This window comes from Microterricola gilva (assembly GCF_004217495.1).
Classification (GTDB): domain Bacteria; phylum Actinomycetota; class Actinomycetes; order Actinomycetales; family Microbacteriaceae; genus Microterricola; species Microterricola gilva.
This window is the reverse complement of the sequence record NZ_SHLC01000001.1, coordinates 3581787-3597006: the sequence shown is the minus strand read 5'-3', so window position 1 is coordinate 3597006 and position 15220 is coordinate 3581787. Positions and strand designations below refer to the sequence as shown.

Genomic DNA, 15220 nt, shown 5'->3' with positions numbered 1-15220 from the left:
CGCAAAAACATCCCCCGTATGAGGGGATTCTACCGCCCGTCCTGAGAGCATGCCGAGAACGAGATCGCACCGTTACGGCACGGGGTGCGGTCGGCGCGCGGAGTGCCTGGACTCAGCGTGCGGTGACGGGCCGTTCGCGCTCGGCCTCAGACATGAATCGGCGCACATTCTCGTCGACGATGATGTCGCTGGGGCGGAGCGGGCGCGTGAGGTAGAGCCCCTCCAGGCTGGTCAGTCGGCTGAGCGCGACGTACGTCTGCCCCGGGCTGAAGACCCGGCTGCCGAGGTCGACGATCGCCCGCTCGTAGCTGGCGCCCTGCGATTTGTGGATCGTCACGGCCCAGGCGAGGCGGAGCGGGAACTGCGAGAACTCGGCCACCACGTCTTTGACGAGCTTCTTGGTGAGCGGGTTGTAGCTGTATTTGAACTTCTCCCAGCTCGCCGGCTCGACCTCGTGCTCCTCGCCGCCGATGTCGACGACGACGGTGTCGCTGAGTTCCGTCACGGTGCCGATCGTGCCGTTCACCCAGCGCGGGCCGCCGTCGATCGCGCTGTCATTGCGGAGGAACATCACCTGCGCACCGATCTTGAGCTCGAGCTTGGCGTCGGCCGGGTAGGCACGGCCGCCGAAGTCGCCCATGATCTCGGCCTCTGCCGTGCGCGCGGCACCGGGCAGCCGCGCCAGCGCGCTCGCATTGATGCGGTTGACGGCGTCGTTGCGGGTGGCCAGGGTGATGGCGCCCTCTTCCGGCAACGGCCGGCGGGCGCCCATGCCGTTGAGCGCACCGGCGATCTCGGCCGTGACGCGGCCGTGCCGCACCGCATTCAGCATGCCCTTGAACGCACTGTCGTTCTGGCGGTGGATCTCGGTGAGCTCGAAGATGCGCAGTCCGGCCTCCTGCCAGACCTTCGCGTCGAAGAACCACATGGAGCGGTAGTGATCGGCGTAGTAGGCGCGTTCCTCCGGGTCTCCGGGAACGGGAGCCAGCTGGTACGGGTCACCGAAGAGCACGAGCTGCACGCCACCGAAGGGGGTGAACGGCTTGACCCTGGCCTGGCGGAGGCTGCGGTCGATGGCATCCATCAGGTCGGCGCTGACCATGCTGACCTCGTCGATCACGAGCGTGTCGATGCTGTTGAGCAGTTTCTTCGTCTGATCGTTTTGGTCGATGTCGTGGTCGGCGATGATGCCGATCGGCAGCCGGAACAGCGAGTGGATTGTCTGCCCGCCGACATTGAGGGCCGCGACCCCGGTCGGGGCGGCGATCGCGATCTGCTTCTCGGTGTTCCAGTTGAGGTGGTTCAGCAGCGTGGACTTACCCGTACCCGCGCGGCCGGTGACGAAGACATGGTCTTTCGTGCCCTCGATCGCCTCAAAGACGGCGGCCTGTTCCGGCGACAACGCAAGCGACACGACGCGCCTTTCTGGCAGGGGTTGGTGGGCGGATGCAGCTTTCAACTGTATCCGCTCGCCACGAGATTTCGCCGAGTTGCGCACGGCGCCGTGGCACAGACTCTGCTCAGGCGGGGCCTGAATAGACTGGGCGGGTGAGTACGGGGCCGGGGGACGAGACTGGGCAGGAGCCGCCTGTCGTTCCGACGACCCTGCCGGCCACCAGCCCCTTCGGCATCACCGTTCCAGTGAACGTGATTCCGGACCGCGAGCTCGGCATCGGCCACCACGGCGCCCACTCCGCACTGGACGCACCGCTGCCGCCAGGGGTCACGATCGATACCGACACCGGCGCAACGGTGATGTGGGCTCCCCCGGAGCCGAAGCCGCCTGCGACCCCGTCGACGCTCCTCCGCGTCGCAGCGATCTGGGGTGGCCTCGCCCTGCTGTTGATCCTCGCCATGGCGGCCGGGATCGGCGCACTCAACCGCGACCTCTACAGCGCGTCCGGCTTCGTGAAGCAGTACCTGAGCGCCCTCTCCCGTTCCGACGCCGAGGCCGCGCTGAGCTTCCCAGGCGTTGAGCCGAAGCCAACGGAGCTGGCCGCGGCCGGGCTTCCCACGAAACTCCCCCACACGCTCCTGCGCGACTCGGTCATGCGCGCTCCCAAGGACGCCAGGGTGACCGATGTCGACAGAGGCGAGGACGGCGTGCAGAAGGTGACCGTCGAGTACACGCTCGACGGCACGAAAGCGCAGAGCGTGTTCGAGGTTGAGCGCACAGGCACGAATTTCGGCGTCTTCGACGAGTGGCGCTTCGCCAGCAGCCCCCTCGCCGTGCTCTCGGTCAACGTGCTGCACGACGCGGAGTTCACGGTGAACGGACTCACCCTCGACACGCGCGCACACCACGAGGCCGACGCCGAGCCGACGTTCTCGAATTCGGCATCCTATCTGGCATTTTCCCCGTCGAGCTACGAGCTCAGCAAGGACTCCAGACTGCTGGCCGCCGCCCCTGTGACGGTGCCGGTCACCCAGAGCGGCGTCACGGAGGCGACCGTCGACGTGCAGCCGACGGACGAGTTCGTGCATGACGTGCAGCAGGACCTCAACGGCTGGCTCGACAACACGTGCGCGAGCCAGACGGTTCTGATGCCGACCGGCTGCCCGTTCGGCGTGACCATCGACGACCGGGTCACAAGCGAGCCGGTCTGGACCATCACCGAGTACCCCGTCGTCACCCTCACGGCGACCGACAGCAACTTCGCGATGCCGCAGACACCGGCCGTCGCGCACGTGCAGGTCGAGGTGCAGTCACTCTTCGACGGCGAGGTCAGCACGCTCGACCAGGACGAGCCGTTCAGCATGGCCCTCACGGTGACCCTCTCCCCCAGCGGTCAGCCCCAAATCATCCTGCACTAGCCGCTCGCCCTGCGCCCTGCGCCCCGCGCCTCGAGATGGCGCGATCGGCCCCATGAGGGCGCGCGAAGGGGCAGATTGCGCCATCTCGCTGACGGGTAGCGGCCGCGCACGGAGGCTGTTGTGGATAACTTCTGCGGGGAATGGCGCCGAGGCGCCATGCTGACGGAGTGCATCGACGCGAACCACTTCCCCAGGCGCTGGGTACGGCGTTCGCCGTGGGTGAGGCCGCCGTGCGGGGTGTGAGCGCCAAACGCCTGCGCAGCAGTGACCTCGAATCCCCGTTCCACGGCGTGCGTTCCGCGCGCTCCGACTCCGATTCCGAGCCTGCGCGGGTCGATCCGGTTCGTACGCTGTGCACGGCCTACGCCACGCGGATGCCGACGCACCGCGGTTTCAGCCACCTCACCGCCGTGCGCCTCTTCGGCCTCCCGGTCCCCGAGCGACTGCGCGATGACCAGCGCCTGCATGTGAGCGCCATCGCCCCGCACAGGGCGCCGCGGGGCGCGGGGGTGCGCGGCTACCAGCTCTCGATCGAGCATGCGCAGGCTCCGGGGACCCTGCAGATGCTGGACGGCCTCCGCGTGATCTCCGCCGTCGATACCTGGTGCCAGATGGGTGCCCACCTCACCGTCGACGAACTCGTCGTCGTGGGCGACGGCATCCTGAGGCGCCAGCGCCCGTTGGCGACGCTCGGCGAGCTGCGGAACGCCGCCGAGCGTTACGCCGGCGCACGCGGCGCACGCGCGCTCTCCGAGGCGCTGCCGCTGATTCGTGCTGGAACCGACTCACCCAAAGAGACGGAGCTTCGCCTCGCGATCATCCGTAGTGGCCTGCCCGAACCCGAGGTCAACATCACGGTGTACGACAGCTACGGGCTTCCCATTGCGCGCGGCGATCTGGTCTACCCCCGCTACAAGGTGCTCGTCGAGTACGACGGGGCGCATCATCGCGAAATCGAGCAGCAATACTTCAACGATGTCGACCGCGACGACCGCGTGATCGAGGCCGGCTGGCGCATCATCCACTTCAACCGTTCCCATCGGGCGGCCAGACAGCAGAGCGCACTCGAGTCGGTGCGCCGTGCCCTCGTCGCCCGCGGGTGGATTCCCCCTGCGTGAGCCCCGGCATCCGCCCGCCCGTGCCCCACCCAGGCTCCGACGCAGGCGCCGCGAGGTGGCGCAATCGGCCCCTTGAGGGCGCACGAAGGGGCCGATTGCGCCATTTCGCGGGGCTGGGCGGGACCGGCCGGGGCTAGCGGCCGGCGTTGTCGCGTTCCGCGATGCGGGCGAGGTTCTCGTTGTACGCGTTGAGCTCGGCCTCGTGCGTGCGGTCGGCGTTGCGGTCGCTGCGCTTCGTCTCTTTCGCGTCGGAACGGCTCCACTGGATCGCCACCGTGATCGCCAGCGCCAGCGTCGGAATCTCGCCGACGCTCCAGGCGATGCCGCCGCCCATCTGCTGGTCAGCGAGCGCATCGAGCCCCCAGGAGCGGCCGGTGGCCCCGTACCAATCGGCCAGCAGCAGGCCGGTCCCGGTCATGATCGCCAGGCCGAAGAAGGCGTGGAACGCCATCGTGCCGAGCAGCAGGAGCAGGCGGAACGGGTACGGCAGGCGGTACGGGACGGGGTCGATGCCGATCAGTGATTGCACGAAGAGGTAGCCGGTGATGAGGAAGTGCACCGTCATCCACTGGTGGCCGATGTGGTCGGTCGTCGCCCAGCTGAACAGCGGGCTGAAGTAGAACACCCAGAGCGAGCCGGCGAAGAGCACGGCCGCGACGATCGGGTTGGCGATGATCGAGGCGAAACGGGAATGCACGGCGAGCAGGATCCACTCGCGCGGGCCGCGGCTGCCGTCCTTGCGTGGGCGGATGGCGCGCATCGCGAGGGTCACGGGCGCTCCGGGCACCAGCAGCACCGGGATCGCCATGGTGAGCGCCATGTGGGCGAGCATGTGCGTGCTGAAGAGGAACTTGCCGTAGACGGCCACTCCCCCGCTGCTGACGTAGAACAGGGCGATCATGCCCGCGATCCAGAGCACCGTGCGGTAGATCGGCCACGAGTCACCGCGCTTGGTGAGCCGCCAGACACCCGCGAGGTAGAAGAAGATGCCGAATGCGCAGGCCAGCAACCAGATGAGGTCGATGTTCCACTCGGTGAAGTAGCGCGAGAAGGTGAGTTCAGGCGGCAGCATCTCGCCGCTGAGCAGCTCGGCCGGGGTGCGCGTCGTGGTGAGCTCCGCGCCCGGTGTCACCGGCTTCGGGGTTCGCGCCAGCGCGACGGCGAGCCCGGAGGCGATGCCCATGAACGCGAGCTCGGCGACGACAAAGCCCCAGAACCAGCGGACCCCGTTGGCTGCCGTGGCGGATGCCGCGGCGCCGGCCCGCTGCATCCGCTCGATGAAGAAGGTGCGCTGGATGACGCCGAAGAAGCCGAGCACGATGAGCGCCGCAACCTTCGCCAGCAGGATGACGCCGTAGTCGCTGAGCAGGTTCTCGAAGCTGCCGAGCTGCAGGATCGAGGTGGCAACACCCGAGATCGTGAGCACGAGGAACGCGATCAGCGCCACCGTCGAGTAACGGGCGAGCACCGTGGTCAGGCGGCGGTCGAGCTTGTCGCGCAACAGCACGACCGTGATGAGACCGCCGAGCCACGCGGCGGCGGCGGCGATGTGCAGGCCGAGGCTCGTGACGGCGGCGTTGTGCCCGGCGGTTCCGGCCGCGTGGCCCTGCTGGGCCATGGGGATCAGCGCTGCGACGGCGAGTACGGTGACGAACACGAGCAGGGTGTGGTTGCGCACGGCGAAGCAGAGCACGGTGACGGCCGCACCGACGAGCGTCGTGATGAGCCACGCCTGGCCGAGCTCGATCTGCGTGAGGAACTGGCTGAGCGATGCCCCGAACTGGGCGTCAAGCGAGAGGGTTGCGCCCGTGACCGAGAGATAGGTGAAGAATCCCGTGAACGCGGCCGCAACGGTGAACACGGCTGCGCCGGCCGCCGCCACGTCGAGCGCGGCGTTGAACTCCGGCTGTTTGGGGCTCAGCGCGAAGCAGCTGAGGATGAGTGCGCCGATCATGGCGGCCGCACCGAGGTTGACGAAGAGCTTGCTGACCGGGAGGCCCCAGCGCACCACGGCGCCCGGATCCTGCAGGAGCTGTGGGGCGGCGCCGCCGCCGAAGGTGAGGCCGGCCACGAGCGCCGCGATGGCGAACAACAGAAGCGCGGCTGGGCCGAGGACACGGGTCAGGCGAAGCACTACTCCAGCCTACGCGTTGCGCACTGGGCGACCGCCCGGCTACCTGGGCTGTCGGCGCCGTTTCCCGCGCGAGGGGCATCGCGAGGTGCTCGCGGGGTCGCGCCACGTCGCCGAGGCTGTGGGAGAGGGCTGGCGCCGTGCATGATGCCGGCGTATCACGCCGCAGGGGCCCCGCCGAATCGGCGGAGCCCCTGCGAACGCGTGTAGTCGAGACTTACGCCTTGGCTGCAGCCTTCAGCTTGCTGCCGGCGCTGACCTTGACGGAGTAGCCAGCGGCGATCTCGATGGTGGCGCCGGTCTGCGGGTTGCGGCCGGTGCGAGCTGCACGGTGGGTGCGCTCGACTGCGAGCCAGCCCGGGATCGAAACCTTGACGCCGGCGCTGACGGCCGAGGCGAGCTCGTCGAACAGGCCGCCGAGAACGGCGTCAACAGTTGCCTGGCTCTGGTTGGTCGAAGCGGCGATCTTCGCAACGAGCTCGGTCTTGTTAAGCGACTTGTCAGCCATTGAGTGTCCTCCTCGGACCGTTATCTGTCATAAACAGCTAATCGAATCTGGGGGTGTGCGGCTCGGCTGAGTCGCTCCCCGTGGTCGGTTGACCGCCTCGAATGTAACAGAGATCCCCGGATTCACGCGGATTTCGGGGGCAAACCGCCACATTTTCACGGCGTGTTCGCCCGTGGCGGAGCAAAAACGGTGTTTTGCGGCATCCACGGGCCATTTTCTGCGGATTCGCCGAGAAAAACGACGAGGGCGCCGACCGAAGTCGACGCCCTCTCGGTGCTTGATCACACGAGCATGATCCAAGCGAGGCTGTTACCAGCCAGCGGTCAGCCTGATGGCTACTTACCAGCTGGACTTGGTGATACCGGGCAGCTCGCCGCGGTGAGCCATGTCGCGGAAGCGAACACGGCTGACACCGAACTTGGTGAGCACACCACGGGGGCGGCCGTCGATCGCGTCGCGCGAGCGAACACGGATCGGCGATGCGTTGCGGGGAAGCTTCTGGAGGCCGACGCGTGCGGCCTCACGGGACTCGTCGGTTCCGTTCGGGTCGACGAGGGCCTTCTTCAGCTCAAGGCGCTTAGCGGCGTAACGCTCAACGATCACCTTGCGCTGCTCGTTGCGGGCAATCTTGCTCTTCTTAGCCATTTTTAGCGCTCCTCACGGAAGTCGACGTGCTTGCGCACTACAGGGTCGTACTTCTTCAGCACGAGGCGGTCGGGGTTGTTGCGACGGTTCTTGCGCGTGACGTAGGTGTAACCCGTGCCTGCGGTCGAACGAAGCTTGATGATCGGACGAACGTCCTGCTGCTTTGCCACTAGATCTTCTCCCCACGAGCAAGGATGTCCTTGACGACGGACTCAATGCCGCGAGCGTCAATGACCTTGATGCCCTTGGCCGACAGCTGCAGCGTGACGTTGCGGCGAAGCGACGGCACGTAGTAGGTCTTCTTCTGCACGTTCGGGTCGAAGCGGCGCTTCGTACGACGGTGCGAGTGCGAAATGTTGTGTCCGAAGCCGGGAACAGCTCCGGTCACCTGGCAGGTTGCTGCCATGGTTTCCTCCAATACCGAAGGGCGATTGCCCTTCCCAAGATCCCTTGTCGGCACGCGTCATCCCACTCACAGTGAAGTCGTGGGGGAGTGTTCGTGCGAAACCGGGTGTTAGGTTCACCCGGCCAAGGGGAAAGTCTACGTGGCTCGGGCGTGTCGCGCAAACCGAGCAGGCAGACCGTGCGTGCCGCCCGTCAGGGGCGGGCGGATGCCGCCGCGCTGCAGTTCGGGCAGAGGCCGAATACGTCGACGACATGGGCCGCCTGAGTGAAACCGTGCTCAGCGGCCATCGACTGCGCCCAGGTCTCGACGGCATCCGCCGCGATCTCGACGGTGAGCCCGCAGTTGCGGCAGATCAGGTGGTGGTGGTGGCCCGTTGTGCTGCACGCGCGATAGATGCTCTCACCCTCCGGCGACTGCAGGCTGTCGGCGTCGCCCTCGCCGGCCAGGTCGGCGAGCGCACGGTAGACGGTGGCGAGGCCGATGGGGGAGCCGGTCGCGTGCAGCGTGGCATGCAGCGCCTGTGCGCTGATGAAACCGTCGGTCAGCTCGAGCGCCTCGCGCACAGCCTCACGCTGCCACGTATTGCGCTTGACGACCTCGCGCTTCACCACCATGGCCTGATCACCTCGTTCTCACATCCAGCGTACCCCGCCCCGCTCCCGCAGAGGCTGCCGGCGGTCAGTCGTGCAGGGCGGCGTCCTTCTCGCCGCGCTCGTAGCGGCTGAACTCGACCGTCAGATCGCCATGCATGGGCGCGCAGCAGAACAGGCCGACCCTGAGTTCGGCATCGGGGGAGAAGTACGCGAGGCGCACCAGCCGGAACGGCTCGTCATCGACTTTGGCCCTGATCGCGATGCCGTCGCCGGCCCGGCTGGCGCGCACCGTGATGAGGCGGCCTGCCCACTCGGGCACCGGCCCGACAGACCAGTCGGAGAAGCCGTGGGTGACGACGGCGCCCAGCTGCGGCGCACCGTCGGAGATCTCGACTCCCGCCTTGATCCACTCGGTCTCGGATGCCGCGATGAACACGCCAGCCTGGTCGAACTGTTCGGTGTAGTCGAGCCGGAAGCTCACCTCGACGGAGCCCTCCGCCCCGAACGGCTCCAGCAGCGCGTGCTCTGTGTCGTGCACGAAACCGTAGGCGGTGTGGCGCCACGCGTCGCTCTCGGGGGCCGCGGTGACGCGCAGCACGCCGTCGCCCAGCACTGCCGCAACGGGCGGTGTCGTCCACTCGCCGGACTGGTGCAAGCTCTCGAGGGTCACATGCCCACCTTCCGTTGTGTGCGTCGGCGCCGAGCGGCGCTGCACGAATCCTAGCGAGCTGCCGCACGGCACACACCGGACCGAAGGCGCTAGTCCTCGCCTGGCTCGTCGCGGCTGCACGCGCCCTTCTTCTCCTGACCCCTGTTGCAATTCGGGTCGAAAGTCGGCTCGGTCGATGCAGTCGGGCTGGGCGACGAAGTCTCATCGGGCGTCGGAGTCGTCTCATCGGGTGCCGGGGTCGCCTCGTCGCCCTCCATGGCCGCTTCGAGGTCGGCCCGGACCAGCATGATCGCCGCATGAATACGAGCGGCGCGCGCGGCGCTCAACTGCTCATCAACGGAGGCGTCGAGGAGCGCGGCCTCGACCGCATCGAGCTGCTGCAAGGCCGCGGCGAAGTCGCCGGCCGCCGACGACTCGGTCACGAGCAGAACCGCCGACTGCAATTGCGTGGCCGCGGGAGCGTCGAGCTCTGGCGACGACGACGTGCACGCCGCGAGGGGCAGGAGCGTCATGGCACCGAACAGCGCAACGCCGAGCAGGCGGCGAGTGCGGGCCCAGGGCGTCGGCGCGGTCACGGCGTCACCGCATCCTGGAGCTCGCCCAGGTGCTCACCGAGCGGACCGGGCACCGCCGGATACTCGAGTGCAGGGGCGCTCGGCGTGCTGGGCTCGGTGATCGCGGGACGCATCACGAGCACGACGACAGCCACGACCAGGGCGCTGAGCAGGATTAGGGCTCCGGATGCGACGAGCAGCCGCCGTCGGGAGGAGTGCCGCGGCGCATCCACGGCACCGGTGGCCTCGGTCGTCGGCATCACGCTGGTGGACCCGCTCAAGAGTTCCGTCGGCGCTGCATCGGAGGCCGGCGCGGGGTTTGCTGCGGATGCGAAGACGGTGGTAGCGCTCGGATCCGGGTGCGACTCGAGCGAGCGCAGCGTGGTCGCGACCTCGGCCGCGGTGGGCCGCTCCCCGGGGGCGCGGCCGGTCATCGCGCCGAGCAACCGCGCCCACTCCGCGGGTACGGCTGCCGGAATCTCGGGATCACGCGTGGTACGCGCCAACGCCGACTCGATGGCGCCGCCGGGGAACGCGCGTTCGCCGCTGATCCCCTCGAGGAGCACCAGACCGAGCGCGTAGATGTCGCTCGGAGCCGCAACGGTCTCGCCGAGCGCCTGCTCCGGGCTCAGGTAGCTTGCCGTGCCAACCAGCGTGCCCGTGGAGGTGAGCCGCGCGCTGTCGATGAGCCGTGCGATTCCGAAGTCGGTCAGCTTCCCGCTTGGAGGCAGGCCGGGCAGTCGCGGGGGAGCGACGAGCACATTCGCCGGTTTGATGTCCCGATGCACGATGCCCCGGTCGTGGATGTAGTGCAGTGCCTCGGCAATGTCACACGCGAGGTGCGCGAGCTGGCCGGGGGTCAGCGTCCGCTCTTCGAACGCGGCCCGCAGTTCGGGGCCGTCGACGAGCTCCATCGCGAAGTAGGCCCTGCCCGCTCCCGCGAGCTGCGCGACGCCTGCATCGAAGAGCGTGACGAGCGCCGGATGGTTGAGCCGGGCGAGCAGCTCGATCTCCCCGCGCTGGCGCGCGAACTCGCCGGCATCCGCGGCATCCGGGCGGAACAATTTGAGCGCGACCTCGCGACCCAGCTCGGTGTCGAACGCCCGATAGACCGAGGCCATGCCGCCGACACCGATGAGGGCGTCGACCCGGTAGCGCCCGCCCAGCACGCTTCCGAGCTGGGGGACTGTCGATCCCTGCTGCACTGCCGGCTCCTTTCGCGACCTCCCCACCGTAGCCGATGCACCCCCCGACTGGGTGGCAACGAGGGAGAGGGCCCGACGATCGGGAGCGGCAGTGTCACAGCCGGGCGGAACGGCCCAGAGCGCTCTGCACGCCGGGCTTCACACGCAGCGTTTCACACGCCGACCGCGAGCGCAGGCAGCGTGGTGCGCCGACGGGTCCGGCGCCAGGCGATCACCCGGCACACCACGTAGATCGCGAAGGAGATCGTCGTGATGTACGGGCTGATCGGCAGCGAGCCGCCGATGGCGAGCAGGATGCCGCCGACCGCCGAGACGAGCCCGAACAGCACGCTGAGCACCGGCACGAGCAGCGGCGACGCGCTCACCCGCATCGCGGCTGCCGCCGGCGTCACGAGCAGGGCGAGCACGAGGAGGGCACCGATGATCTGCACGGAGACCGCCACGATCAGGCCGAGCAGGAGCATGAAGGCGAAAGAGAGGAAGCGGGTGGGAACGCCGCGGGCGGCGGCCACGTCGGCGTCGAGGCTGTCGAAGCTGAGCGGGCGCCAGATCAGCAGCATGCCGATCAGAACGACGAGGCTCATCCCGATCAACCAGCCGAGCTGCGGGTCGTCGACCGAGACGATCTGGCCGGTGAGCAGGCTGAACTTGTTCGCGCTGCGGCCCGGGTAGAGCGCAAGGAACAGGATGCCGAGACCGAGGCCGAACGGCATCAGCACGCCGACGATCGAGTTGCGGTCCCGCGCCTTGGCGCCGAGCACACCGATCACGAGCGCGGCGATCAGCGCACCGAACACCGAGCCGACCACGACGTTCACGCCGAACAGCAGGGCTGCTGCGGCGCCGGCGAAGCTCAGCTCGCTGATGCCGTGCACGGCGAAGGCCATGTCGCGCTGCATCACGAAGACGCCGACGAGGCCCCCGACGATGCCGAGCACCGCCGCGGCGATGATGGAGTTGGAGACGAGGGCGAGCAGCGCCCCGTAGTCGCTGAAGTCGAACATCTGCCCGAGGATGTCGCCGGGATCGATGGCGTTCATGCCGGCAGCTCGCTCGCTGCGTGGTGGTGGGTCTCGGCATCCGGAACACCGACGACGATCACGCGCCCGCCGCTGCGGATGCACTCGACCGGGGTGCCGTAGAGCTCGCTGAGCACGTCGGATTGCAGCACCTCGTCCGGGCTGCCGATGCGGAAGCGGCCCCCGGCGAGGTAGAGGATGCGGTCGACCATGCCGAGAATCGGGTTCACGTCGTGCGTGACGAAGAGCACGGCGGTGTCGCGCTCGCGGCGGCGGTCGATCAGCTCGCTGACGCCGCGCTGGTGCTGCAGGTCCAGGCTGAGCAGCGGCTCGTCGCAGAGCAGCAGCAGCGGGTCGCCGGCGAGCGCCTGCCCGACGCGGAGTCGCTGCTGCTCGCCGCCGCTGAGGTTGCCGACGGGGGAGTCGGCGTACCCGGTGGCGCCGACGTCCTCGATCAGGGCGTCGACGCGCTCACGTTCGGACCGGCGAGTGAATGGCAGGCCGAAGCGGTGCCCGTTGACGCCCAGGGTCACGAGGTCGCGCCCGCGCAGGGGAGTGCCCGGCCCGATCAGCTTCTGTTGCGGGATGTAGCCGATGCGCCGATCGCCGCGCTGCACGGGCCCGCCGGCGAAGCTGATGCTGCCAGAATCGAGCTTCTGCTGGCCGAGCACGGTCTTCAGCATGCTCGTCTTCCCCGAGCCGTTCGGGCCGAGCACGGCCACGAACTCGCCGGGCGCGATGTCGAGACTGAGGCCGTCCCAGAGGGTGCGCGCGCCGAAGCCGAGCGCGGCGGACTCGAGGCTGAGTACCGGGGGCTGCAGGGTCGGGCTCATGCGGCGAGTGCCGCTTCGAGGGCACTGACGTTGTCGTCCATCCATGAAATGTAGCTGCTGCCGTCCGGCAGCGTCTCGGCGAAGTCGACGACGGGCACGGATGCCGCGAGCGCGGCCTCGCGCACGAGCTCGGTCTGCGGGCTCGCCGTCTGGGCGTTGTAGGCCAGGAGCGCGACCGGCGTCTCGATGATCGCGAGCATCTCCTGCAGCGCGCGCGGGGCGACGTCGTCGCCCTCCTCGATCGCCTCGCTGAAGGCGGCCGGAGTCTCGTTGTGCAGGCCGGCGGCCTCGAGCAGGTAGAGCGGAACCGGCTCGGTGATCGCGACGGGGGTCTCGGCGAAGGCATCGGCGATGGCGCCCGTGCGGGCTTCGAGCGCGCCGAGCTCGGCGTCGAAGGCGGCGGCGTTGGCCGAGAACTCCGCCGCGTGCCCGGGGGAGCGCTCGGTGAGCTCGGCCTCGATGGCCTCCGCCAGGTGGCGCATGGTGTCGAAGTCATACCAGAGGTGCTCGTTGAAGCCCTCGATGTGGTCGTGGCCGTCGGACTCCGCGGCGTGCTCATCGGAATGCTCGTCCGCGTGCTCATCGTCCGCGTGGTCGTGCTCGTCGGCCGGCAGCAGGCCGGAGATCTCGGAGACGTCGAGCACGGTGCGCTCCTGGCTCTCGGCATCCGCGAGCAGTGGCCCCATGAAGGCGTCGTAGCCGCCGCCGTTCATGATCACCACGTCGGCGCGGCTGACAGCGAGCCGGTCACGGGCCGAGGCCTCGTAGGAGTGCGGGTCGTTCACCGAGCTGTCGATGATGCTCGTCACGGATGCCGCGTCCCCGGCGATCTCGCCGGCGATCTGCCCGTAGACGCTCGTCGCGGCCACGATGCTCAGTTGGTCGCCCGCGCCCGCCTGCTCCGCGCCGGAGGCGCTGGCGCACCCGGCCAGACCCAGGGTTGCGGCGACGACACCGGCCGTGATCGCGAGGGGCTTCGGCACACGGCGTCGACTGTTCATGCCTGCAACGCTACGCCTTATTGATAATGATTGTCAAAACCAATTGGCGGGCGGCGCTTTGGCCCTCAGAGTGGGGACATCGCTGCCGGTGCGGCATGGCAGAGTGGGGGGCGTGGATACTCTCACCGAACGTCTCGTGCTGCACCCCTTCAGTGTCGAGGAGGCGGAGCGCGTGCTGGCAGGGACGCCGGGCGACGAGTATCGCTGGGAGGGCGGCTACCCCTTCGCCGACGAGTTGGACGTCGTGCGCATGTTCCTCAGCATCGTCGAGGAGCAGGGCGACCCGGCCCCCTTCGGTCCGTACATCGTGCGCCGCATCGATGACGGTGCGGCCATCGGAGGCATCGGCTTCTTCGGCGCGCCTTCCGCCGACGGCGTTGTCGAGTTCGGTTTCGGACTCGTTCCCGGTGTGCGCGGCCAGGGGTTCGCGACCGAGGCTGTGCTCGGCGCCCTCGCCATCGCGGCCCAGAACGGCGCCAAGCTCGCCCGCGCCGACACCACCCCGGACAACGTCTCGGCCCAGCGGGTCCTGCTGAAGGCCGGCATGAGCGAGGTGTCCCGCGACGGCGAGACCGTGCTGTTCGAGATCGCTCTCAGCGCCTCAGAGCCGGCCTGACGCCCGGCGCTCATGCCGCGCACTCGGCTTCGGGGGCGGCCTCGTTCCTCGGTCGCTCCCTCGAGCCAGCGTGAGTTTCCACGAAGCCGCGCGAGTGTCCGCGACGCTGCGTGCTTCCGGTACGACGATGGCCCGCACGGTTCCGTGCGGGCCATCGTCGCGTCTGAGCGCTCTCGTTACGGGGTCAGCGAGTCCACGTAGTCCTGGTTCTCGGCGATCCATTGCTCGACCGCCGGCGCGTAGTCGCTGCTCGAGCCGTTGGAGTTGAACATCGCGTTCTCCAGCGAGGCGAGCTGCTTCGAGTCCAGGGTGAAGTCCTTCAGCCAACCGGAGAGCGTCGGGAAGTTGCTCTCGAAGCTCTTGCCGCCGAAGGAGTGCACGCCCTCCGCCTCGCCGAGCAGACCCTTCGGGTCCTTGAGGTCCTTCACGGGGAAGGCGTCGTAGGCCCAGTGCGGCTGCCACAGCGTCACGGCGATGTTCTCGCCGGCATCCGTCGCCGCCTTGAGCTCGCTGAGCATGGCCGGGGTCGAGCTCGTGAGGTAGTCCATGCCCTCGAGCTTGTAGCCAGGGATGACCGCGTCCGTCGTGACCTCGGTGAGCCCGGCTCCCGGTTCGATGCCGACCAGGCGGTTGCCGAACAGTCCGGCGTTGGCGGCGAGCTCGTCGAGCGAGTCGATCGGGGCGTCCGCGTTCACGGCGATGGTGAGCGCGGCCTCGGTGTTCCAGGCGCCGAGGTCGACGAGGTCGTCGCCGTACTTCTCGATGTAGCTGGCGTGCGTGATGGGCAGCCAGGTGTCGAGCACCACGTCGTAGTCGTCAGTGGTCAGGCCCGAGTAGACCGGGGCGACATCGGCGTACTCGAGGGTGACGTTGTAGCCCTTCTCGTCGAGGATCGCCTTCCAGAGCTCTGAGGCGGCGACGCCCTCGTCCCAGCCGTTGAACACGGCAATCGTCAGGTCTTGCTTGTCGCCGTTGTCGAGCACCTCGGATTCCGGGGCGGCACAGCCGGTGAAGGCGAGCAGGGTTGCGGCACCGACGGCGGTCAGTGCGAGCGCGGAGCGCTTTTTCATGGGTGTTCCTTTCGTTCCGCCTGGCCACGGATGACGC

The 15220-nt window shown here is 68.5% G+C and carries 17 protein-coding genes; 3 read left to right on the top strand and 14 right to left on the bottom strand.

Features of this window, described 5'->3' with window-relative positions:
• Positions 1-112 precede the first annotated feature (112 nt).
• Positions 113-1414 (bottom strand): ATP-dependent DNA helicase, encoded by a 1302-nt coding sequence (locus EV379_RS16750; RefSeq protein WP_130507130.1) that lies wholly within the window; start codon positions 1412-1414, stop codon positions 113-115.
• 134 nt (positions 1415-1548) lie between these two features.
• On the opposite strand from EV379_RS16750, the gene EV379_RS16745 reads away from it, so the two are divergent.
• Together EV379_RS16745 and EV379_RS16740 are read left to right on the top strand one after the other, a co-directional pair.
• The gene (locus EV379_RS16745; RefSeq protein WP_130507129.1) at positions 1549-2814 is read left to right on the top strand and encodes a hypothetical protein; all 1266 of its coding nucleotides are present in this window, start codon (positions 1549-1551) and stop codon (positions 2812-2814) included.
• 215 nt (positions 2815-3029) lie between these two features.
• Positions 3030-3932 carry a hypothetical protein gene (locus EV379_RS16740; RefSeq protein ID WP_130507128.1) on the top strand — a complete coding sequence of 301 codons (903 nt, stop codon included), beginning with the start codon at positions 3030-3032 and terminating at the stop codon, positions 3930-3932.
• 133 nt (positions 3933-4065) lie between these two features.
• On the opposite strand, the gene EV379_RS16735 is transcribed toward EV379_RS16740, so the two are convergent.
• The 12 genes from EV379_RS16735 to EV379_RS16680 form a co-directional block, all read right to left on the bottom strand.
• On the bottom strand, positions 4066-6066 hold the full coding sequence (locus tag EV379_RS16735) for a bifunctional copper resistance protein CopD/cytochrome c oxidase assembly protein (protein WP_130507127.1): 2001 nt from the start codon (positions 6064-6066) through the stop codon (positions 4066-4068).
• A 214-nt stretch (positions 6067-6280) separates the two neighbouring features.
• A complete protein-coding gene (locus EV379_RS16730; RefSeq protein ID WP_083362472.1) occupies positions 6281-6571 on the bottom strand; it encodes an HU family DNA-binding protein in 291 nt (96 codons plus the stop codon).
• A 339-nt stretch (positions 6572-6910) separates the two neighbouring features.
• On the bottom strand, positions 6911-7216 hold the full coding sequence (gene rpsN / locus EV379_RS16725; protein ID WP_047408199.1) for a 30S ribosomal protein S14: 306 nt from the start codon (positions 7214-7216) through the stop codon (positions 6911-6913).
• 2 nt (positions 7217-7218) lie between these two features.
• On the bottom strand, positions 7219-7386 hold the full coding sequence (gene rpmG / locus EV379_RS16720; protein ID WP_011187086.1) for a 50S ribosomal protein L33: 168 nt from the start codon (positions 7384-7386) through the stop codon (positions 7219-7221).
• Positions 7386-7622 (bottom strand): 50S ribosomal protein L28, encoded by a 237-nt coding sequence (gene rpmB, locus EV379_RS16715; RefSeq protein ID WP_055841436.1) that lies wholly within the window; start codon positions 7620-7622, stop codon positions 7386-7388. The genes rpmG and rpmB overlap by 1 nt, the downstream gene beginning before the upstream one ends.
• 191 nt (positions 7623-7813) lie before the next feature.
• On the bottom strand, positions 7814-8236 hold the full coding sequence (locus EV379_RS16710; RefSeq protein ID WP_130507126.1) for a Fur family transcriptional regulator: 423 nt from the start codon (positions 8234-8236) through the stop codon (positions 7814-7816).
• A 64-nt stretch (positions 8237-8300) separates the two neighbouring features.
• Positions 8301-8885 carry a DUF1349 domain-containing protein gene (locus EV379_RS16705; protein ID WP_130507125.1) on the bottom strand — a complete coding sequence of 195 codons (585 nt, stop codon included), beginning with the start codon at positions 8883-8885 and terminating at the stop codon, positions 8301-8303.
• A gap of 89 nt (positions 8886-8974) precedes the next feature.
• On the bottom strand, positions 8975-9460 hold the full coding sequence (locus EV379_RS16700) for a hypothetical protein (protein WP_130507124.1): 486 nt from the start codon (positions 9458-9460) through the stop codon (positions 8975-8977).
• On the bottom strand, positions 9457-10644 hold the full coding sequence (locus tag EV379_RS16695) for a serine/threonine-protein kinase (RefSeq protein ID WP_242616430.1): 1188 nt from the start codon (positions 10642-10644) through the stop codon (positions 9457-9459). Before EV379_RS16695 ends, EV379_RS16700 begins: the two co-directional genes overlap by 4 nt.
• 152 nt (positions 10645-10796) lie before the next feature.
• A complete protein-coding gene (locus tag EV379_RS16690; protein WP_130507123.1) occupies positions 10797-11684 on the bottom strand; it encodes a metal ABC transporter permease in 888 nt (295 codons plus the stop codon).
• Entirely contained in the window at positions 11681-12496 is an 816-nt protein-coding gene (locus EV379_RS16685) for a metal ABC transporter ATP-binding protein (RefSeq protein WP_130507122.1), read from the bottom strand. Before EV379_RS16685 ends, EV379_RS16690 begins: the two co-directional genes overlap by 4 nt.
• A complete protein-coding gene (locus EV379_RS16680) occupies positions 12493-13497 on the bottom strand; it encodes a metal ABC transporter solute-binding protein, Zn/Mn family (protein WP_130507121.1) in 1005 nt (334 codons plus the stop codon). The genes EV379_RS16685 and EV379_RS16680 overlap by 4 nt, the downstream gene beginning before the upstream one ends.
• A gap of 112 nt (positions 13498-13609) precedes the next feature.
• Here EV379_RS16680 and EV379_RS16675 point away from each other — a divergent pair, with 112 nt between their 5' ends.
• Complete coding sequence (locus tag EV379_RS16675; protein ID WP_207226294.1) at positions 13610-14113, top strand: GNAT family N-acetyltransferase; 504 nt, start codon at positions 13610-13612, stop codon at positions 14111-14113.
• 176 nt (positions 14114-14289) lie between these two features.
• Here the strand turns inward: EV379_RS16675 and EV379_RS16670 are convergent, their stop codons facing one another.
• On the bottom strand, positions 14290-15183 hold the full coding sequence (locus EV379_RS16670) for a glycine betaine ABC transporter substrate-binding protein (protein ID WP_130507119.1): 894 nt from the start codon (positions 15181-15183) through the stop codon (positions 14290-14292).
• Positions 15184-15220: the final 37 nt, after the last annotated feature.